Consider the following 23147-nt stretch of genomic DNA (forward strand, 5'->3'; position numbering starts at 1 on the left):
GTATTGTAAGCAATAAGGCACTTATTAGAATGGCAATTGCTCACCGTTAAAATCATAAAACTTACCGGTATTATCAATCGATAAATTCGCAATAACTTGCATAATCCCAAGTGCTGAATCGTTAACATTTTCTTGCGCCGCGCTTCCGCCCATATCGGTTTGAACCCAACCAGGATGAACCGATACTACCGCGACATTATCATCAGCCAGTTCTGTCGATAAATTTACTGTTAGCATATTGGCGGCGGCCTTAGACATTCTATAACCATACCAATCGACACTTTGTGGTTTTGATAACGAGCCCTTTGAAGACGATATAATGGCTATCTTACATAGGCGTGACTTATTCAATAGAGATAATAAACAATGCGTTAAAAATAATGGCCCGAGCGCATTTACTTTAAAGCTCAGCTCAGCATCTGCATAATTAATCGCATGAATACTCTGATTATTGCTATCCAAATAGCCAGCATTATTAATGATTAAATCGAGGCTAATATTTCGCTGGCTAAGATTATTCGCCAAGCGATGGATGGTTTCAGGGCAGGTGATATCCATTAATTCAATCAATAATTTGTCAGAAAATTGAGCCTTTAACGATATAAGCTCCGTCGTTGTTGCATCATCTCTACAGGTCGCAATAACGTTGCAGCCGTTAATAAGGTATTGCTTAGTTAGCGCCAAACCAATGCCTCGATTAGCACCAGTGATTAATACCACTTCATCATTCATTCAAAACCTCAAAATCTATTGTTTTATCTAGCACTATTGAACCGTGTTATGTATACGTTATTGATTAATATCATCCTACCGCTGCACCCAGCAGGAGCGCCTTTGTGTACCTAAAACCGTCATGGTAATGACGTGTTTGTTTTCAGCGTAATGGCTATCAATATATCCATTATTAATATGCCCTTTTGAATGCATTCGTTTGAAGTATCAACGAGTGGGTATTAACAATTACTGAGCCGTTGCGGCAACACTTAACGTATTGAGCACACCAGAAATTTTATCAATCACCTTATCGCAACCGGTAATACTATGACGCTGTTTAATGTACTGCGGATTATTGTAAGACAGCCAAACCTTGTTATCTGCATCCTCACTAATTAATACCTTCTGCGGTAAGTCAATTGCAGCCATTTGATTACACAACATTAATTGGGTACCAATTTTAGGATTACCAAAAATGATCACTTCAGTTGGCCTCAGCGTTAAATCAACACCCGCGGCATTTTTTTGATGATCAATCCTAGCAAAAACCGTAAATCCTTTGTCTTTTATAATCGACTCAAATCTGTCAGCGGTTTCTTTGGCCGAGTAATGGCTTTCAAGCGAGATAAGGCTTTCTACGGCATAAGCTTGGGTAGAGGCGATTAAGACGACAAACGCTAAGGAGATATTGTTAATCATTATGGTTACCTATTTGTTCTGTGTAATAAATATAAAAACTTCAGTTTTATACTCAGTAAAGACGTATAGCAGTTTTAGTAAATTGTTGTTTAATATGTGTAAGTGCTTTTGTAAGTGCTTTTGTAAGTGCTTTTCCAAGTGCTTATTCAAGTGTGTTCCCCAAGTGCTTTTAAAGAGTGAGTATTTGTAACGTTAAATGCCTTAACCCAGCTTTTTAAGTCTTGAGTTAACGGCGGTTAACGATTTGCAAAGCATTGTCTAGGCTAGCGCGACTAACAGCAGTCTAGTCGTTTCAGGCCTCTTTATTACTGTGGGGCTAATTTTACCGCCGTGCCAAAAGCCATTATTTCAGACGACCCATCCATTATTGCACTTGTTGTAAAGCGGATCCCCACAATCGCATCAGCCCCTTTTTGGGCCGCACTGGCAACTAAACGCTTAATGGCGACATCTCTGGCGTCACTTAACATTTCGGTGTAACCGCGGATCTCGCCACCGACAATACTCTTTAAGCCAGCCATGATATCTCGGCCAATATGTTTAGATTGAACCACATTACCTGTTACAACACCGACAATTTCAATAATGTCCCGACCGGGAATGGTTTCTGTTGTGGTGTAAATCATACATCCTCCATGAAAAATTAATCATAAACCATCGTACTGTGAACAGGTGTAAATAGGAATTCAATTAGTGAGACTTAAATGAACCCCTAATATGCTTGTTTACGCTTTAGGCGCATCTCGCAATAAAGAGCCGTCATCAATAGCCGTAATGTAGAGTCTTAATACAGAATGGTAATGTATACGATGCGTATACGATCCATTAACTGCTGGTGGACGTAATAGCTGACTTAATAAACCACTCAATATGAAAGTAAGTAAACTCGATGTTTACAAATCGTTTATTAATTAACCTGCTCAACCTTATTTTGAGTAAATAAGCAGTTTAGTGAATAGAAGTTAAAAATTTACCGAGGGTAATACTTTTATTTTTGCATAATCATGAATAGTTATTCTTATGGCACGCTGGTGGCATTAGTCTGCGTTAGCGGTGTTTTTTACTATCACTTTATTTTTATAGGGCTGTTTATGGCGTTAAACATGGCATAATTAGTCACTACTTTCAGCATTCGTTTTGTGTAAACGTTTTTAGTAATCGCTTTCGTGATAATACTTTCGTGATAATAGAGGTTTTGTTTGGCTTCACATCATTCATTATTAAATCATCAACGTCATTTTGAACGTATAGGTCCCGACTATCGCAATGGCGATTCGGTGAGCTTTTTAGACATCAAACACACCTTTGGTTTAAAGCACATCCGCGTAGGCAAATGGGTCAACCGTGAAGAGTCGGCATTAGCGGCTAACTTGATATTTGATTCATTAGCCGATCTCGCCAATATTCTAGGTGTACCGCCAGAGTTAATAGGTCTGCGTGGCAGCTTACGCTTTGCCTTTGGTCATGGCGGGCAAAAGGGAGTTCAGGCACATTACTCACCAGCGTATCGCGAACTTGCCTTAGCCAAAAATGCCGGCGCAGGGTCGTTAGCCCATGAGTTTTGGCATGCGTTCGACCATTACATCGCCGACAAAATGTTTATTGATGACAGCCTGCTAAGCCTTGATGAATACATTAGCCCAGATGCCTATATGAGTCCCACAAGCCGATATGCTTGCGCTACCCATCATTGGCTTGCCGATAAGTCGATAGTCGCCCATCCACTTAATCAGCAACTGTCTCAGTTATTCAAAGTCACCTTTTTAAATGCCAATGGCCAGGAACCCCATGACTATGTGAGGCGATCAATCGCATTAGATAAGCTGCAAGGTTGTCATTACTTTGCTAAACCGACCGAAATGATGGCCCGCGCGTTTGAATCTTGCATTGAAAGGTATTCACAAGACTACGCCGAAATATCGAATCCGTACCTGGTCAATAGCACCATTAACTCGCCACTTGCCAAGCATGGTGCTTATCCTGACGCTGAACATTGCCGTGAAATATATCAAACGCTACTGGCTTATTTTGAGCCGTTAGGCATTGCGTTCGATAAACAGAATGCCCCAAAGTAAGCCGCAATTTGATTGATAACCTTAAGCGAAATGGACAGCTTCGAGCTAAAGTAGGATTGCTTTGAGCCAAATATACAGCCTTGAGCGAGAACATTAGCCTTGAGCGGGACATTAGCTTTGAGTGAGGCAATTAACCTTGATCGATACAACTAGTCTTAAACTCAGCAAAGCGCCTTAAGCCAGATTAAGCCCGTTAACTGAACTATCACTTTTATACAATCTCACAAGTAACAATCCGCTTAGTTAACCAAAACGCAGAATAATAAAACCATACATTAGGGCCTGTTGATCTTTGCTGGTTGAATTTTGTTCGAGTTAAAAACGTTTTAATCGAGGCGAATGGATTGATGCCTAGTCATCTAAGCAAAATGCATTCAACAAAGAGTAAAACGTTTTTAGCCGAACCCTTCGGGCAGCGTTTGTTGGCCATTTTTACTGTGTTATCGACTTTTTATGTAGAATAACTACACCTCAAAGTCTCTGCCTTGTACAAATGGCCAACAATTCGCTGCAAAAATAACCTTGAAAGATCAACAGGCCCTAATAAAAAGGCCTAGCGATTAAGCTAAGCCTTGGTGTTTTGATTACATGCCTATGCATCTGAGTCAGTTTTGGCCTATTCTTATAGTATAAATCAAGACTAGAAGTGAGATTTGCTATGAAAATGCCTGAAACGAGTTTTTTTGAATGGCAACGTCAATTCAGCTCTGAAACTGATTGCTTAAATCACATTAAGAAAATGAGATGGCCTAATGGTTTTGTTTGCCCTAGATGCTCTTGTGAGCATGCCTATGAGCTTACAACCCGCAATTTATATGAATGCAGTCAATGTCATAAACAAACATCGGTCACAGCTGACACATTATTCCACGGTAGCCGTATTCCTATCACTAAGTGGTTTTGGGCAATCTACTTTTTAGGCTCAGATAAAGGCAGTATTTCAGCATTAAGATTGAGCAAGCACATTGAAGTTAATTGGCGAACGGCACGTTTGATATTAAGTAAGCTGAGAACGGCTATGGGCCATAGAGACAGCTTATATAGACTGTCAGGCGTCATTGAAATTGATGATGCGTTAGTGGGTGGCAGAAGGAAGGGCAAGCGTGGACGTGGAGCAGAAGGTAAAACACCTGTTTTAGTTGCCGTTGAAAGCAAAGGAAAAAGAGCTGGATTTATTGCTATGCAGGCTGTGAATAGCGTTTGCCATGATAGTGTTGAAAAGTTCGTTGCCAAACACTTAACGAAACAGCAAGAAGTGCATACAGACGGCTTACCTGCGTTGAATATTATAGATAAGACTCAACAACATGAAGCGAGGGTTACCCCCAGTGAGCTTGTTGATGAATGGCTGCCTTGGGTTCATATTGCCATTGGTAACTTAAAGGCATTTTTACTTGGGACATTTCATGGTGTTTCAGGAAAGTACCTGCAAGAATACCTGAGCGAGTTCTGTTATCGGTTCAATCGTAGACAAATGGAAAGAGAAATACCTAACAGATTGTTAAATTTGGCAATGATTCACACGCCAATACATTCTTACTGAGCCAAGTGCATAGGCATGTTTGATTATAAAAGCTATTAAGGTGGATGACTGATAACCGCGATTAAATACCAACAGTCGCTAGCGACTCATCGTCGTAATATCAATAGCGGTTAGCGAATGCTTATTGCTGTTTGTATACCACGCCGTCTTTCATCACAAAGGTGACGTTTTCCATCAAACTTATGTTATCCAGCGGATTGCCATCAACAGCGATAATATCGGCCATAAATCCTGCTTTAATCTGGCCTAGGTTATCTTGTTTTATCAAGGCAGCACTGTTAATGGTAGCGGCCTGCAGCGCTTGCATTGGCGTCATGCCAAAGGTCACCATGCGCGAGAACTGCTTACCGTTATCGCCATGAGGATAAATAGCCGCGTCAGATCCAAACACCATCTTAGCGCCAGCTTTAACGGCTTTTCTAAAGCTGTCACGCTGGGCTTGCGACACTTGCTTTTCTTTGTTGATATTGGCTTCTGGTACGCCGTTAGCTGCGCCAAAGGCGAGGGTATATTCAGTGTTGTAAATATCGCAAGACAAATACGTACCTGCTTTTATTGCCATCTTAATCGCTTCATCATCCATAAAACTGCAATGTTCAATGCTATCAACGCCTGCGCGTATTGCATCTTTAATGCCGCTAGTGCCATGTGCATGTGCAGCAATAACCAGGCCGCGCATATGCGCTTCATCTGCAGCCGATTTGAGCTCTTCGTAAGTCATTTGCTGCGCACCAACCTGGGTACCTTTAGAAAATACTCCGCCAGTGGCACAGACTTTAATCGCATTGGCGCCGTATTTTATGTTTTCACGTACTTTAGTGCGCACTTCCCAGGGGCCGTCGGCTACACCTTGAGCTTTAGCATGGGCTTCTGGTGCGGGGAAGTTATCATCGCAATGTCCGCCGGTAATGCCAATGGCATGTCCTACAGCCCAAATACGTGGCCCAGGAATATCACCAGCATCGATTCCATCGCGGGTCGCAATCACTGAATAACCCGATGCGCCTAAGTCTCGCACTGTGGTAAAGCCTGCTAATAAGGTTTTCTGAGCATTTTTAACAGCTTTAACCGTTTGTCTTGGCACCGAATAATTCATCGACTCTAAAAAGTTATCTTCGGCATCAAAGGATAAATGCACGTGCATATCCATCACACCAGGTACCAGTGTTTTACCCTTAAGATCAATCAAGCTGTAATCGGCTTTATTGGTAATGCTTGCTGCAGTGGTTACCTTAATGATTTTATGGTCAGCGATGATAATTGCCGCATCGTTAACGCTTTTACCTTTAGCCACATCGATATAGGCATCGGCTAAAATCAGCGTGTCCTGAGCAAATACAGGCGCTATAAACGTGGCGCCTAAGCTTAGACTAATGGCAAGTTGAATCGCGTTAATCTTATATTTTTTTAAAGGCATCGCCATGGGTAAAAATCCTTCGTTGTTATTGTTAGTTGCGGACATTGTTTATTGTGCAGGTACTTGTCTATTTAATCGCGTAAAGCATTTAGCAGATAAAGCTCGTTAGCGGTAAAGACTAAAACGGATAAATTATATTAACAACTTGTTAAATTTAACCGTACTCATATTGTGTATCAATTTGTATTAGCGGATAAAACGAGAGAGGCGTTTGGCGTCTATAGCGTAATGAGTCAAGTAGTCATTAAAAACCAAAACAAAAGCCACGCGTGAGTGGCTTTTTAGAGGCTAGCTTACTAATAAGCATTAAGCATTCACACAAAGTCAGACTCATCCAACACCTGCTTTAAGCGTGCAAAAGTGTTCATGGTTTCATTAGCAAGCATGGGCGCATAATCGAGGTTGTGGGCATTAAGTTGATATTGACCAGTATTAAGCTTACTCACTTTACGCAGTAAGTATTGGTTATCACCTGCAGCATCTTGGATTTCAATCGCCATAATTTTTCCGGTAATCGAACCTGCATTGATGGAGGTAATACGTTCTAATAACAATAAATCACCATTGTTGATTGGATTTTTGCCGCCATTCATCGAATCGCCACTGGCTGGGGCAATAAAGAAGATTGATGGGTCTAATTTGCTAAAGCTCTCGTTCAATTGTCGAGTGTCAACGTTATCATCTGATCCGGTTTTAAAGTGGCCACAGGCGATTTTTAAATCAGGATAAAAGCTCAGTGATGGCAGCTCTTTATCTTTACTCTCTTTGGAAATCGCAACAACGTTATCGTGATTGTTGTGAGTTGATACAGGCGCATTTATTTTAGCTTTGCTTAAGCGCTGGCTATAACGTGCAAGCAGTAATTGGCTTAACTCACTCATGCCAATTGTGACAGATTCAATATCATCGCTAGCAATATCTATATTGGCGTGTAAACGATCATTTTTAACCACAAACCAGGATTGTGAGTCTGATTTATCCTGTTTGCATAAAAACGTAATCGGGTTGTCTAACCAGTACTTGCGCCATTTTGGTGAATCGGCATCGATTAGCTGTAAATGGGCCTTAACGTCTTGAGTCCACAATTTAGGGTAACGTTTAAATACCTGCCAACTCTTGCTACATACCGCTTCAATTGTGGGGGGATGGTTTAATCCATTCAGCTCAATAAATGCTTCTAGTAAAATGGCTTTGAAGCATTTGCTCATAGTGGCTTTTTCAACGCCTCGACTTAAAAATGCTAAATAGGGCGTTAAGGCTTGCAGTTGTGGATTATCATCTTGTTGGCTTATAACTAAGTCGAACCAACTATCATGTTGCTTGGTTAGTTTGCTCCAGTTAAAACCACTGTGATAAAACTCAGTTGCCGTAGGGCGATGGCCCAAGTCATCGTTGAGTAATTGGTACTGCTGATAAGCCTTAGTGTAATCAAGCTTTAATTGCTGCCAAAAATTAATGAGTTCAGGATCAATGTTGATGACACAATCAGGATGTATCTTAGGCGCCTTTAATTGCGTTAAAGTCTCTTCGGCATTATTAATTTGCAGCAAAGCCATGGGACGATTCAAAAAGCTAATGTGATTACCGATAAAATCGATAACTGATACAAACGTTTTATTGGTCTCTGGTGAGGTGCGTAAACCCCGGCCTAATTGTTGTAAGAATAATATTTTAGATTCAGTCGGACGCAAAATTAAAATAGTGTCGATTGACGGTAAATCAGTGCCTTCATTAAATAAGTCGACCGAGAAAATCACTTCAATTTTTCCCAAAGCTAACCAGCTTAACGCTTCACCACGCCTGACTTCTGAGTCACTGTGAACTGATACTGCTTTTATGCCTCGTGCAGAGAACCATCTAGCCATAAAGTCGGCATGGGCTTTGGACACGCAAAAGGCCAAGGTGCGTTGTTGTTTGTGCGTTTGCCAATGACTAAAAACGTGTTTGGCGCGTTTTTCAGTGGCAAATTGGTTTTCTAGTGCCTTGGGGTCAAACTTACCATTGCGCCAAGGTAACTCTTGATAATCAACGGTTGTATCGTTAATACCTTGATAGTGAAATGGCACCAGAATACCTGATTCAATTCCGTCGATGATGTTTCGTTCGAACACTAAATTGTTGTCACATAAAGACAAAATATCTGCTTGGTCGGTTCGTTCTGGTGTGGCGGTTAAACCGAGTAAAAATTGTGGGGTAAAATGGGATAATAATGATTGATAACTCGCGGCGCCGGCATGGTGAAACTCATCAACAATAATGTAGTCAAAGTGATGTTGATTAATCTTACTGAGGTATTGTTGCTTGCCTAATGTCTGAATAGACGCAAATACAATGTCGGTATCGAGCACTTTGGTTTGGGCATTAAAATGACCGGTCACCAAACTTGGCAGCAAGGTGTTAAATGTACGCTCAGCTTGGAGTAATATTTCTTCGCGATGAGCAACAAACAAGACCTTTTTCGCATTAAATTGTTGTACATCAAAGGCCGCTAGCCACGTTTTACCCATGCCTGTGGCTAACACTACCAACCCTTTAGATTGCAGCGCCAAACGAGTTTCAGCTAAGGCAATTAATGCTTGTTGTTGCGCCGAATTTGGTACAGGTTCTGCTGGTTCTACTTCATTAACAATCACTAAAGGCGGTTTAAATAATTTACGCTTTTGGGCATAGTCGTTGATGAATGCATCACTAAGATCGATTGCCTGCGAATGATTGAAAATCTGCAAGAACTGCTGGCGGATATAACTAAACTCTTTAGGATCTTGGTTCGGCAATAAGTCATGGCGTAAGCACCATTCAAATGCGTGGGTGAATGCCGCTTTACTGATATTATTTGAGCCAATATAAGCACAACCTATATCTGCTAGTCCGTTTTGTTGCTGGACGAAAATATAGGTTTTCATGTGAAAGCTTTGATTATTTTTACAGGTAAATATCTTGGTTTTAGCGCCGCGTGATTGCAAAATCATTAAGTGGCGCAATGCCACTGGGTCGGTAATTAACAGGTAGTCAGAAGTAACGATTGAGATACTGGCATCACGTGCTAATGCATCGGACAGCGCATCAAAAATTAAATTGAGCCCAGATTGCTGAATGAAAGAAACTGATATTTCAATATTCGTCGCACGGTTAATTGCTTGCTGCAACTTAGGTAAGAATGGATCATCCAAGCCACCACTGGTTAATACAGGTCCTTCTGCTAACTTCATGTTGTATCTCTATTTTAACGTCTTGATGAGTATGGCATTGAGCCATTTTTCGTTGCCGCGATTTGGGCGTACATCTGTCGTCACCCAAGTGTGCTTAATCACTAAATCAGTCTGTTGTATCCACTGTTGTAACCGAGACTCATCAGCATCGGCAAAAAAACGGCCGTTATGAGTTCTCTCCTGATTGCCATATTTAAACGAGCAATAGAATACGCCACCATCAACCAGTGTATTGGCCAAAAGAGCAAAGGTGTTGGGTAGGGCGCTTGCTTCAACATGAAGCAGAGATGCACAAGCCCAAATGCCGTCAAATACAAGCGAAGTGTCTATTTCCTCAAAGGTACAAACCGTGACGTGTTGGCCAATATAATGTGATGCCGCTTTGGCTAAATCGGCACTGGCATCAATGGCGGTCACATTAAAACCCAATTGAATAAAGGCTTTACTGTCTCGACCAGAACCACAACCCGCATCTAATACGTGTGCGTTAGCTGGGAGTTGTGCGACAAAGGCTTGATACAATTCGCTGACATCTGCATTCACAGTCGACTCGAAAAACTCTTGCGAATGTTGATCGTAAAACGCAATGGTAGACATGGTTAACCTTATAATTTAACTCGTTTAAATATTAATGATTAAATCTGAGAGCTTAAGTCTGCATACTTAAATGTAATCTTATGATCTATTTCCATCAACAACCTATTTCCATCAATAATCAACTTGCTGAATAACCGTTATGGCTACCTCGTCACGGCCTTTTTTAGACGGTACTCGGTGGCCAGTGTCGGCATTGGTTTTCATGGTTTGTAAAAATTGATTCATTTGTGGGCCAATACTGATGTGTATCGGTCGATTTTTACCGTAATAGTACAGACGATCGAATTTAAGGTTTTCACACATCCATAGTGCAACTTGCTGCATATCAATCGGTTGATCATCATTGTTATTGAGTACGGTAAAGTCGCAGGCGGCGCCTAGGCGGTCGCAGATGATTTTTTGATTTTGATTGAGTTCGTGCGAGCAATGTTGATCAAGCTTTGGCGCGATATGCGGATTACGATTTTTGGCAATTTTTCTAACCAGTTCGGGTGAACAAAAACCATAAGTCAGCGCTATTGGCCCAAATTGATCGACTATTGGATCAAGTATTTGAGTGGCTAACAAACTGAGCGCGCGCCAGGTGTCGGGTTGCAGTGGCAAATTTTCTATTTGATGTTCGACAGCCGTAGCCCCACAGTTTATTAGGTCTGCGTAGGTAAAAAAGCGGCTGGCTTTGCCATTGATATTATAGGTAAACAATCAATATCCGTTATCTGTATTCTGGTTTGGGGTAACAATACCGTGTATTGATTATGCTGACCAGATTGAACTGCTAATAGTGAAGATAAATGGTTGAAATTGAGACGATTCACCCATGTAGCCATCAATACACTGATTTACATCGTGATAAAGATGCGCTTGCTTGAGCTAAAATGTAAAAAATATAACCAATACGCTTAATTGATTTTCGCTATGGTACAAGGCTTTATTACATTCTGAGTTGCTTTTAAGTTAACCCATTGATGTTTATCTAAGCTGGATTTACATGAGACCGATTTATACCAGACGGGTTTAATGATGTGGAGTTTAATATTTAATAAGGCGGAGGAAGATTTTGAAGACTATGGTAATGCAAGGTGGCTAATTGAATCGTGCATCGTCATCGTTTTTTGTATTACATTAATGTGTATACAATCTCTATTTCAACTTTTGTGATAATGAACATAATGCGTCAAGTGCTTGGTCAAAATCTAACATTTCGACCGCATCAGATAGGGTGGTTAGTTCATTTTCAAGTGTTAGATTATCCGATAGCTTGTTTTGTAGCTGCGCAGTGATGTCCAGAGCTTGGAGGTTGCCATCTTTTAGGTGTTGTTTAAGTTTTGCTAGCATTAAGGTTAGCTCAGCGCTTGAAACATTGGTTGCAGGTAGTGCGGCAGTTGTTTTGGGTGATTCTTTTAGTAACAGCGAATGGATATTTGATAGTTCAGCTTGCGCGACAAAGCGTAATTGCTGAACGAGGTCTACACAAAGCATCTCAAAGCGATAAGTATTTGTGCCATGAGCTTGCTTAAGATTAGCCTCGGAGTCACACAATGCTTGATGCAATGATGACAAGCCTGTTGAACCAGAACTGCCTTTAAGGGTATGAACAATTGCCAGTATTTCCTGAGCATTTTTTTGCTCGATCATCAGATCTAAATTTTGAAATTGTTGCTTTAGGTTGGTTTCGAAAATGTTAATTAAGCGTCGATAAAATATTTCATTGCCACCAAAAGGTTTCAATAAATTATCTAGCGCCTTATTGTCCGATTCTGAACTACAGTTAGTAACAATATTGTTATCAATTTCATCGATTGGCTGCTGATTTACAAGATTTTTATTGGCTTTCATATCTATGGCTCTCGGATCATGATCACGTTGTTAGTTCACTACCAAAAAGTGAATAACCGTTAAATAAATATGGCGTTATTGGATGTTCTATACCCATCGATAATGGAAATTTATTGTGGATCAATGGGGTTATTCAATGACTTAGTTTGCAACAACAATAATTATAATACAATATTAGTAAATCAAATTAGCCAAATTTGATGTTTACAGCAATCAAACTGGAGCCAGAATGCCTTTAGAGAAAATTTTACACGTAGAGGATGATGAGTCAATTCGGGTTATTGTTGAAATGGCTCTGGTTGATATATCAGGATATCACTTGGTTTCTTGCGAGGGTGGACATGAATCGATTAGCCAACTTGCGCATTTTACACCTGACTTAATATTGTTAGATGCCATGATGCCGGGTATGGATGGTCTGCAAACGCTGATTGAAATTCGTAAACAAGCGCATTGCCTCAATATTCCGGTGGTATTTATGACCGCCCGAATTCAGCAATCTGAAAAACAAGAATATTTAGATGCTGGCGCAGTGGCTGTTATTGAAAAACCATTTGATGCGATGAGTCTTGGCGATAGACTTGAGTCTATTTATCACGCTGACCTAACGTCACCAGACATTACCCATCCGGAGTAACAGATGCAAACGCCTGTATTAGCTATTTCCGAGCAAGCAAGAATTGTCGCACTGCAGAATACCAGATTGTTAGACACCGACGCAGAGCAACGTTTTGATCGCTTAACTCATTTAGCTCAACTGTGTATAGGCACCGAAATTGTGCTTATTTCATTGGTTGATGCTAACCGTCAATGGTTCAAATCTAAGCAGGGTTTAGATGCGTGTGAAACCAGCCGAGATATCTCATTTTGTGGCCATACTATTTTAGCCGATGATATTTTTGAAGTTCCTGATGCTCTTTTAGATAGTCGATTTGCTGACAATCCGTTAGTTGTCGATGCGCCCCATATTCGATTTTATGCTGGCGTTCCTTTAGTGAGTCATGGCCAAAGGATTGGAACACTTTGCTTTATCGATAGTAAACCTCGTCATTTTAGCGACAAAGAACGGCAGATCGTTACTGAGTTTGCTAAGAGTGTTGAGCAAGAGATTGAAGACCGATTACAAGAGCATGCGCACGAGCAATTAGTGGCAAGTGAGCAAATGTATCGTTCGGTGCTTGAAGGTACACGGATAGGCACTTGGCAATGGAATATTCAAACCGGTGAAACGGTGCTTAACGAGCGTTGGGCTGAAATTATGGGTTATACGCTTGCAGAGCTTGAACCCATTGCTATCGAAACCTGGTTAGCCATGATACATCCCGATGATTTAGCTTATTCTGATACCGCATTGGATAATCATCTTAATGGCTCAACGCTATTTTATGATGTTGAAAGTCGTATGAAGCATAAAGATGGTCATTTTGTGTGGGTGCATGATAGAGGCAAAATAGTTTCATATTCAGCCGATGGCCAACCACTGATGATGTATGGCACTCATGCTGATATAACAGAACAAAAGAATAGTGAGTTAGCGTTATTGCAAAGTCGAGATCAATTTAAAACTTTGGTTGCCAATATACCGGGCATGACTTACCGATGTCATCATGATGAACATTGGACCATGCTGTATATGAGTGAACATATTTATGCACTTTCAGGTTATCCAGCCAGTGATTTTATTAATAACTCTCTGCGCAGTTACGTTAGTATCGTTCATCCTGACGACAGGAAAGCGCTATTTGAAATCATCGACAAAGGGGTGAAGAGCCACTCTAGTTGGCTGTTAAATTTCCGTATTTTGCATAAAAATGGTTCTGTTGTCTGGGTAGAAGAGCGCGGCGCTGCTGAATATGACCGTACTGGTGCCGTTCAGTATCTTGACGGTTTTATTATGGATGTTAGTAAAGAGAAAAAACTGCAAGACCAACTGTACAAATTGACGCAGCAGCTCCCAGGTGTGGTTTATCAGTATCAATCATGGCCAGACGGACGTAGCGCATTTCCTTATGCGAGTGATGCCATAGAAGACATTTATGGTGTAAAACCGCAAGAGGTTCTTACCGATGCGACTAATGCGTTTGCAAGAATATACCCTGAGGATATAGCCGCTGTAGCGCTGAGTATCGAAGAATCGGCCAAACATCAGACGCTTTGGAAACAGGAATATCGTGTAGCCAATAAGGACAATACACTCACGTGGATGTCGGGCAGTGCGACACCCGAAAAGATGCCCGACGGCAGTACTTTATGGCATGGCTATATTCAAGATATTACTCAAACCAAAGAACATTACCTCAAACTAGAAAAGCTTAATCAACAACTTAATATAGCTCAGAAAAGCCTTGATTTAGGCAGTGAGCAAGCTCAAATTGGTTATTGGCAAGCTTCATTGAAACAAGGAACCTTGTGGTGGTCACCGATTATTTATCAAATTTTTGGTTTTGATTCACAAGATATCGTTCCAAGTGTGACCTTGTTTAAAAGTGCTGTGCATCCAGACGATATCGATAAAGTAGAAAAAAGTGAACAACAAGCTCGGGTGACAGGTATTCATAACGTCGTTCATCGAATTATTCGACCTAATGGCGAGGTTCGCTGGGTACATGAGTTAGGGCAAGTCGCTGAGGATAAAGATTCGGATCAGGTGATGATAGGATCGGTACAAGACGTGACTGAGCGGATGCAATTACAACAAATTAAAGATGATTTCATTTCAACGGTAAGTCATGAGTTACGTACTCCGCTAACATCGATTTACGGTGCATTAACCTTATTGCAGTCGGGTAAGTTGGTCACACTGCCTACGAAAGCTGAAAAGCTGATTGAAATTGCCAGCAGTAATTGTAAGCAGCTTAGCCGTTTGATCAATGATTTATTAGACATTGAAAAACTCGCTGCGGGTAAAATGTTGTTTGAAATGAAACTATCCAATGTGGTTCCGCTTTTGCAAAGAGCAATTAACGATCATCAACCCTATGCAGATCTTCATCAAATTACCTTAGCGCTACAATTAGATAAGCCAATAGATGAGATTTTACTTTTTGTTGATGAGCATCGTCTGTTACAAATTTTGACTAATTTTCTATCCAATGCGGTTAAGTTTTCTCCTCCATCGGCCAGGGTTACTTTGTCTGCAACGCTTATGGGTGATGAAATTGAGATAGCTGTGCAAGACCAAGGTAGCGGGATCCCTGCTGACTTTCAGGGCAAAATTTTTGAGCGTTTTTCACAAGCAGATGCTAGTAGCTCTAAAGCTAAAGGGGGTACTGGTTTAGGTTTGGCACTTTGTAAGGAGCTTATTGAAGCAATGAATGGCAGTATTGGTTATCGCTCTGAACCAGATTGTGGTGCGCGATTTTATATTAGGTTACCCATTTCAACAGAAAGTTAAAATAGGCGGGCAAATTCACTTACACGAGGTGTAAGCCGATGCATCTGGCGGCAAACTTGCTCTGCATCATATTAACGTTGATATAACAGACATAACGCTTAGGTCAATTAATAACAAAGGTTGCTCAATCGAAGCGGCGGGTTATTACCTCAAGCAATGTTATTACAAAAGACAAAAGGGTCACATTACGGTATGTAGGTAATGTGACCCTTTTTGTTTCAAGCTAGGGTTAAACGCGCGTAATCGGTTATAAACCTTGTTGATACTGGGCGTTGGTCGAGATAGTGACCAGTTGATTAAGTTCAACTTTAGCAGTAACCACACCCTTAAGTACGTTTTCAAAGTGACTAACGAGTTGAGTTTTATCGATTTCAGCTTTTGAGCCAGAACCAATGTTGGTGAGGTCGATAAAGAATTCATCAAATAAGTGTGATAAATCTTCAACCGCTTCAATATTTAAAAACTGCTCGTGATTGTAAATGCTTGGGTAACCGCCTTTTTGCTTGTCTACTGCAAACGAAATGCCTTTGACGTTTGTGATAGTGGTGGCTTTTTCACATTTCAGCATGCAGCCGTCTTCAATACTGGGCTTATTACAACCAACGGTTTGTTGGAAGAAACATTGCCTGCTGGTCATCATCAAAATCGGATGATAAATACTGTAAAGCAATTTAAAGTTTTCTGGTCTGGCGATATTTTTAATTTGGTTGCGGTTAATCTCGTTAGAAATAAACGCGCCAGCACAATTAAGCTGTTCTTGTAGCGTAAGCAATGCATAAGAGTTGGTAGTGTTTAAAAATGGACCAGCAATCCACTCAATGCCCATTTCATAGGCTTTAAACGCCACACCTGTGTTGTTAGTTACAATACGCTTAGGCTTAACCACGTCTAATACTCTTACCGCTTCGATGTAATCTTTGCCAATAAGCACCGCAGGGAACCACGGAATTAACCTTGGATTGCGCAAGAAAATGTCGATGTACTTGTTGTCGTTTTTCTTAAAACTTTCTGGCAACTTAAAGTAAATATCAGCGTCAGTCACATCGCACAAGTTGACGTCTTTTTCGTCACTGATAAGTAACGATAACGTTGGGGTGTCGGTTACTTTTGGATGTTTAGGTAACTTAGGCAGTGTCACCGCACCAATATATTCTCGTTGGGTTAGCTGTAATAACAACTCGTTTTTAAGCTGAGTTAATTGGCTAAACGGCAGGCTTAAATCGGCCTCTAAACCATCAAAGTTAAACGCTTGTAATAGATAGCCACTGTTTTTTAGGCTCTTAAAGCGTTTTTCAATAGCGGCTTCATCAACGCGAGACTCGGTAGCTTTAGTCAACATAAGTGTTGAGTTAATAACAAAGTTTTGCGCAGGGGTGCTAACCGTTAACGATAATGGCTGATCCACTTTTCCGGCAAATGCCAGTGATAGTGTTGGTTTAGCAATACTTAAGTGATTAATCTTTTCTGCAACTAATTGCACAATGGCGTCTTTTTCTGAAGACAGCGTTTGTTGTGCTTCTTGAATTTGCACCACAGAGATGGCGTTACTCTGATCGTTAGCATGTTTAAAGCTGTTATCGCGTGGATTATCGATAAACATGTCTTTAGTGAGATTACCTTTTAAAAATGAATTGGTAAAATCACGGTTAAACACTTTGTGTAAGTTTGAGTCGTCAGATAATAGTTTGCCGGTGTCGATAAATTTGTCGATCTGTTTACGCCAGCTATCTACCACGGTGTGCACATATTGTGCACCTTTGATGCGGCCTTCAATTTTAAGCGAGTCAACGCCGGCGTCAACCAACTCTGGTAAGTCAAAATAGGCTGAGTTGTCTTTTAAGTTCAGTGGGAACTTGTTACCGGTTGCAGTGACTTCATATTCATCGCGACATGCCTGGCTACAACGGCCACGGTTGCCTGAATTGCCGACACTGACTGAACTTGAATAACATTGGCCTGAGAAGGCGATGCATAACGCGCCGTGAACAAATACTTCAGTAAGTACATCATGGTCATGGGCGAGGGTAGTGAGACTTTTAATTTCCCCTAGGTTTAGCTCGCGCGACAAGTTGACTCGGGTCGCGCCAATTTTAGCTAAAAAGCCAATTTGGCCTTCGTTATGGGTTGTTAGTTGTGTAGAGGCGTGAATAGCCAAGCTCGGGAAATGCTTGCTGACTAAATTAAACAGACCTAGGTCTTGTACGATAATGCCGTCGACACCGGTATTGACCAGTTGATTGAGCAATTTCACCAGTGTTGGAACTTCGTTTTCAAGAATAACGATATTCATGGTAAGAAACACTTCGCACTGATACTGATGAGCAAGCGCGATAACACCAATTAAGTCATCGAATGATAAGTTTGCAGCTCGGTTACGTGCGTTAAAGGTATCTAAGCCACAATAAACGGCGTTAGCACCGGCTATAATCGCAGCTTTGATAGCATCGACATCTCCGCCTGGTGCCAATAATTCGATTTTTCTATTCATGATATTTTCGCTATTTTTATTCGGTAAATACTAATTTTAGGACGCGAGTTTACGTGTATCTGATGCTGATTACTATTTTATATCAGCTCAAGTTAATAAACGCTTGGTAATCAGCCCTTTGTTCCGCTTGTTTACACGTCGCTAATTGTATTGGTAACCCGTTGCGTAATGGTAAAGCGGTTAATGACCAGGTTAAGTTGTCGATATGATGGTTTTTGCTCAGCGGGGAAAACATGCAGATTGACCGCGACAGGCTAATAAGAATAGAGAACATAGCAATAAGTGTAAGACAGCTTAATCGTTTAATACACGGCATTTTAGCAGCTTGTTTAGTCCTTTTTTAAGCCTACTGGAAATGTGTCAAAGGGCAGATTAAGACTGACCTAACACTTGTTACAGCGATAACCGATAGAAAAGCAGGTAGTGTTGGTTGCCAAGCCAGTATAAGCAGACAATGATAAAAATATGATATGGCTTAAGAATTACTTTTGCTCATTTAATGAGAAAAAGATGACAAAACAAAAAGGTCTTCTTTAAGAAGACCTTTCCTATTCGATTTGCCAGTAAATGCTAACAAATAAATGGGTTAGCGTTGAATTACTTTGCTAATTTTACAAAGTAGTCAAAAATTTCTGGTACATTGCCGTTACCTAAACCTGAGTCAAACGCAGCTTGTAGGTTAGCTGATGAACCTTCAGCAATTTTCGACTCGGTACCTAAATCTTCTACCATTTTTAAGAAGTAACCAAGGTCCTTGTTGGCATTAGCGATAGAGAAACCTAAGTCGCTGACACCATCCACGGCATAATTCTTACAGAACTTCATGAAAGGTGAGTTAGAGGGGCCTGCCGACATAATGTCGAATAGTTGTTGGCGGTCAACACCAGCAAGATCTGCTACCGCAAATGCTTGTGACATGGCACAAACTGTTGTCATGCCCATAAAGTTGTTAATGAGTTTAGTGGTGTGACCGGCACCCAAAGCACCAAGATGGAAGACATTTTCACCTTGTTCGTCTAGTACGGGTTTAACTTTATTAAATGTGTCAAGATCACCAGCTGCCATGATGTTTAATAAACCATCTTTAGCATGTGCAGGCGTTCGGCCGAGTGGGGCGTCGATCATTCCGGCACCTTTAGCGGCTAAATCAGCACCAATTTTACGTGTTGAAGATGGAATAGAAGTACCGAAATCAATAAGCACTGAACCTTCTTTTATACCCGCTAAAATACCATCGTCAGCGTAAACAAGCTTTTCTACCACGGCAGATGTCGTTAAACAAAGCATAACAATATCGCTGGCTGCAGCAAGTTCTTTTGCTGAACTCACTGCGTTAGCGCCACGAGCAACACAAGTAGCAACTGCTTCTTTACTAAGGTCCATTACATTTAGCTGGTAACCTCTTTTTTGTAGGTTCTCAACCATGTTGCCGCCCATAAGGCCAAGACCGATGAAACCGATGACTGGTTTTGTCATATCTAACTCCTAAATATATTGGTTAATGCGTATCTGAGTGTTCAAAATTGCTCACCGTATAAATAGGTGCGCTAGATTATTTATTTAAAAGCCAGCTACAATCGGGGCAGATGTCTTTTTATCATTATGGTGTTTTACTCAATTTATATGAGTCAATTTAGTGGCAAGAGTCAACTTAACTTACTTACCAGAATGTATTACAAAATAGTAATTAATACTGACCATTTTGTCAACCAATTGATAGTGTTTTGACATACCAAAACTGTGACTGGTAAAGATCATGGTCAGAGATGGATTCATATCAATATAGCGTGTACTGATTTACCATTAGCTTATGGCCGCTCTGAACTGACATTGTATAAACATGGTTAGTATTAATGTGGATTTGGTTGTTTATTAAAAAGCCTATCAATGTGATAGGCTTTACATTAAGAGCTTTACAGATTAAAACTTAGCTCGAACACCAAGAGTATAGCGACGATCTGCTTCGCTATAAGCCCAGATAGAATCAAGTTCAGTGGTGTAAACGATCGGTTCACCGGTTAAGTTGACCGCATTGGCTACAACGGTGAAGTTGTCGTTAATATCCCAACTTACCGAGAAATCAAATTGGCCTCTGGCTTCACGATAACTATTACCTACAGTTGGGTCGTAGTTATCGGCTGAAGGATCGTTTTGGTTGAAAACGTTATAACCTAAAGCTCCGACTGTTTGCACACGCTTGGTGCTTTGATCATCTAAATAACGATCACGCCAGTTGTAAGCTAAACGTAACTGAACATCTTCACCTTCCCAATAAAATTGAGTGTTAGCAGTATGTTTGGAGATATTCAGTAATGGGTTACCGTCTGGTTGTTCACTATCTGCAAAGGTATAGTTAGCATTAACGCCTAAACCAGACCAGATACCAGGTAAAAAGTTAAATTGTTGCTGGTAACCTAATTCCAAACCTCTCACTTCACCACTGCCACCATTGACATCAGTGTCAATGACAATACCGGTACGACCCGCTGCTTTTTGAGCATCAACATAAGCCAGACCTTGGTCTTGTGTGGCATTAATAATCTCACCTTGGCTTTGACCTGCGGTATCAAGTAAACAAATATTATTCCATTGGGTGGTATTTTGTCCGCTAACGGTACTTGAGTCGGCCAGACAGCTGCTGTCGGTTTGGGTAAACGATTTAACATCTTTATAGAAAAGCGCCGCAGAAACGATGCCACCTTCACTAAAGTAATGCTCAACTGAAATATCATATTGAGTCACGCGATATGGTTCTAATTGATAAGAGCCTTGAGTACCGGTTACTAACGAGTTATCGATTGATAATGCAGGACTTAATTCATCAAAATCAGCACGACGCATAACTTTAGCTGCTGCAAAACGCACTAGGGTTTCTTCTGATAGATTATAGGTAACATTTAAGCTAGGTAAAAAGTCTGAATAATCATTTGTACCGGTATTGAGTATTTTTTTACCATTACTGTCGACGGAATCAACAATGCTAGATTCCAATTCAGTTTGAATATAACGTCCACCCACTACTGCGGTAATGTCATCAAAATCTAAATGGAACTGAGCGTATATCGCACTGGTTTTTTCATTGATAAACTTATACGCACCAGTATCTTCGAGCATATTATCTGCTAGGTTACCGGTCATAGCATAAGAGGTGCCAGCTAACATTTGTTGAACTAATGCGTAAGTTGCTTCGGTATTTTGTAAGCGATTAGCGTCATAAACATTGTAAGTGAGTAAATCATTTTGACCGGCAATGCCTGTTTGGTCGAATGAGTTGCTCATGTTGATTGTTTTAAAGCTGTCGCTAATAATTGGGTTATCAATCCAGGTTGGACTGTACAAACCATCTGCGTTTTTAGCTTTCTTATATGAATCTTTAAGCGTGTTGCCATTAGGCTTAAGATCGAATCGATTAGAACTGTAATCTCTATCGGTAAAACGGACACCCGTTTTTATTGCAGAGATAAAGTCTACGCCAACATCGTGGATTTTAAAATCAAATCGTAATGCTTGCTCTTCGTTATCGGTATCCAAGGTTTTATGAAAAAACTCACGGAAAACTAAGTTGTCTGGGTTAGTCAACATGCCAGTGTCGGCAAACATATAAGACGGTATGCCACTGCCAGTTGTTAAGCTGCCTGTGCTGGTATGTGTGGTTAGGTTAAGCGTTGGGTCTGTGCGTTCAATTGGACGTAAATTAAATTCAGAGGCCGTTTGATGCTCTTCCGATTTAGATATTGAATATTCTGCTGAAAATTCAATGTCATCGGTAATATTCCATTCTGTACCAATGGCATGAGAAGAGGTTTCAGATGTAGTGAAATCACTCCATGTTTTAGGAATAGTCAGTACACCGGTTAAATCGTAATTTTGAAGCTCTCCATTGTTATCATAATAAGAGTCGCTCCTTGGTGTTACGCTGCCACCAACATCAAGAATAGAATAAGCCGCTTGGCCGCCATCAAGTTTGGTTGCGTTCATATCAACGTAGATATTGAGATCTTCGTTTGTAGGTGCCCATTGTAAAGATAAACCAAAAGCAGTACGTTCACGCTCTTCTGTTTTTTGCTCTACTGTGCTTTCAGTTCTGCGAAGATACTTACCGTTAGGGCCATTAGATACATCAACAATGCCATCACCGTTAAGATCTATATTGTCTTGTAAATCAACCTTGTTAAAGTACTCATCGCGACGTAATTCACGGTCTTGGTAGGATACGTTAGCAGAAGCACCGAAAGTACCGTACTCACCTAAATCCCAATTATTACCCATTGCGGCGGTAAAGTTTGGCGCAATATTTTCTGTTTTATCGGCGTATTCACCGTCAAGTGTAATGGCAAAAAGTGGATCGGTTAGCTCTAATGGACGTACCGTTTGCATATTTACGGTGCCACCTAAAGCACCTTCAATCATTTCAGGTGTTGGTGATTTAATGACTTCAACGGTTTTTAAAAAGGTTGAAGGAAAATCATCTAAACTAATGCCGCCACGTCCAGGGCCAGCAGTAGAGCGACCATTGAGTAAAATAAGGTTTTCAGATACACCACGAATAGTAACCGATTCACCGACACCAAAATCAGATTCAATTGACACACCTGTGATACGTTGCAAGGCTTCTGCAATGTTGTTGTCGGGTAGTTTACCAATGTCTTCGGCGACAATAACATCGACGATGCGGTTATCCGTTCGTTTAAGTAAGTTAGCTGCTTTTAAGCTGCCAAAAATACCTCGAACGGCAATAACTTCAATCTCACTTTTTTCAACTTCTTCAGCTTTTATTTGTTCTGCTGTATCTGCTGCCAATGCTGGCATACTTAACATGGCCGTTAACGTTGCACCAAAAATGGTGATATTGTTGGCTTTACTTTTAGCGCCACTAAACATCGCACTTATCTTATTTAGCTTCATAATTCCCCCCAAAGAATCCTTTATTTGGTATTACCTTTTGGTATGACCAATTGTTGTTGTTTTAATCAACAGAAACATTTATATAACATGTTACCAATAATAGCAAACGATCATTACCAAAATAAATATATTGTCATACCAAGATGTGTGAGCTAATGATTTTTTATTATACTTTTCTCTTATGACTTACCTGAATCTATAACGTAATATTCGGACTATGTCTGGATTTATATTAAGTTATCCTGGCGATGAAATTATCATTGTCTGCAC

At 40.7% G+C, this 23147-nt stretch carries 15 protein-coding genes; 4 read left to right on the forward strand and 11 right to left on the reverse strand.

From position 1 onward, the window contains the following. Positions 1-24 precede the first annotated feature (24 nt). From EGC82_RS10735 to EGC82_RS10745, 3 genes are all read right to left on the reverse strand, one after another. Positions 25-732: an SDR family oxidoreductase gene (locus EGC82_RS10735; RefSeq protein WP_124730759.1), complete on the reverse strand. Its 708-nt coding sequence runs from the start codon at positions 730-732 to the stop codon at positions 25-27. Between the two features lie 228 nt (positions 733-960). Then, the gene (locus EGC82_RS10740) at positions 961-1413 is read right to left on the reverse strand and encodes a DUF302 domain-containing protein (RefSeq protein ID WP_124730760.1); all 453 of its coding nucleotides are present in this window, start codon (positions 1411-1413) and stop codon (positions 961-963) included. A 305-nt stretch (positions 1414-1718) separates the two neighbouring features. Continuing rightward, positions 1719-2039 carry a heavy metal-binding domain-containing protein gene (locus EGC82_RS10745; protein ID WP_124730761.1) on the reverse strand — a complete coding sequence of 107 codons (321 nt, stop codon included), beginning with the start codon at positions 2037-2039 and terminating at the stop codon, positions 1719-1721. A gap of 573 nt (positions 2040-2612) precedes the next feature. On the opposite strand from EGC82_RS10745, the gene EGC82_RS10750 reads away from it, so the two are divergent. Both EGC82_RS10750 and EGC82_RS10760 read left to right on the forward strand, forming a co-directional pair. Next, positions 2613-3488, forward strand: coding sequence for a CLCA_X family protein (locus EGC82_RS10750; RefSeq protein ID WP_124730762.1), 876 nt, complete (start codon positions 2613-2615; stop codon positions 3486-3488). A gap of 658 nt (positions 3489-4146) precedes the next feature. Continuing rightward, entirely contained in the window at positions 4147-5031 is an 885-nt protein-coding gene (locus tag EGC82_RS10760; protein ID WP_124729351.1) for an IS1595 family transposase, read from the forward strand. Between the two features lie 121 nt (positions 5032-5152). Here EGC82_RS10760 and EGC82_RS10765 read toward each other — a convergent pair whose 3' ends face one another. From EGC82_RS10765 to EGC82_RS10785, 5 genes are all read right to left on the reverse strand, one after another. Further along, a complete protein-coding gene (locus tag EGC82_RS10765; RefSeq protein WP_124732626.1) occupies positions 5153-6448 on the reverse strand; it encodes a Xaa-Pro dipeptidase in 1296 nt (431 codons plus the stop codon). A 314-nt stretch (positions 6449-6762) separates the two neighbouring features. After that, positions 6763-9657, reverse strand: coding sequence for a DEAD/DEAH box helicase family protein (locus EGC82_RS10770; protein WP_124730763.1), 2895 nt, complete (start codon positions 9655-9657; stop codon positions 6763-6765). A gap of 9 nt (positions 9658-9666) precedes the next feature. After that, on the reverse strand, positions 9667-10254 hold the full coding sequence (locus tag EGC82_RS10775; RefSeq protein ID WP_124730764.1) for a class I SAM-dependent DNA methyltransferase: 588 nt from the start codon (positions 10252-10254) through the stop codon (positions 9667-9669). Between the two features lie 111 nt (positions 10255-10365). Further along, positions 10366-10956: a hypothetical protein gene (locus tag EGC82_RS10780; protein WP_124730765.1), complete on the reverse strand. Its 591-nt coding sequence runs from the start codon at positions 10954-10956 to the stop codon at positions 10366-10368. A 438-nt stretch (positions 10957-11394) separates the two neighbouring features. Next, positions 11395-12090, reverse strand: coding sequence for an Hpt domain-containing protein (locus EGC82_RS10785; RefSeq protein WP_124730766.1), 696 nt, complete (start codon positions 12088-12090; stop codon positions 11395-11397). Positions 12091-12319: 229 nt separating this feature from the next. Between EGC82_RS10785 and EGC82_RS10790 the strand changes: the two genes are divergently transcribed. Continuing rightward, positions 12320-12727 (forward strand): response regulator, encoded by a 408-nt coding sequence (locus tag EGC82_RS10790; protein ID WP_124730767.1) that lies wholly within the window; start codon positions 12320-12322, stop codon positions 12725-12727. 3 nt (positions 12728-12730) lie between these two features. Beyond that, positions 12731-15484 (forward strand): PAS domain-containing protein, encoded by a 2754-nt coding sequence (locus EGC82_RS10795; protein WP_124730768.1) that lies wholly within the window; start codon positions 12731-12733, stop codon positions 15482-15484. Between the two features lie 247 nt (positions 15485-15731). Here EGC82_RS10795 and EGC82_RS10800 read toward each other — a convergent pair whose 3' ends face one another. From EGC82_RS10800 to EGC82_RS10810, 3 genes are all read right to left on the reverse strand, one after another. Further along, positions 15732-17972 carry a peptidase U32 family protein gene (locus EGC82_RS10800; protein ID WP_124730769.1) on the reverse strand — a complete coding sequence of 747 codons (2241 nt, stop codon included), beginning with the start codon at positions 17970-17972 and terminating at the stop codon, positions 15732-15734. A 597-nt stretch (positions 17973-18569) separates the two neighbouring features. Then, positions 18570-19448: an NAD(P)-dependent oxidoreductase gene (locus EGC82_RS10805; protein ID WP_124730770.1), complete on the reverse strand. Its 879-nt coding sequence runs from the start codon at positions 19446-19448 to the stop codon at positions 18570-18572. A 444-nt stretch (positions 19449-19892) separates the two neighbouring features. Then, positions 19893-22877 (reverse strand): TonB-dependent receptor, encoded by a 2985-nt coding sequence (locus tag EGC82_RS10810; protein ID WP_124730771.1) that lies wholly within the window; start codon positions 22875-22877, stop codon positions 19893-19895. Positions 22878-23147: the final 270 nt, after the last annotated feature.

It is taken from the genome of Shewanella livingstonensis (genome assembly GCF_003855395.1).
GTDB classification, from domain to species: Bacteria; Pseudomonadota; Gammaproteobacteria; order Enterobacterales; family Shewanellaceae; genus Shewanella; species Shewanella livingstonensis.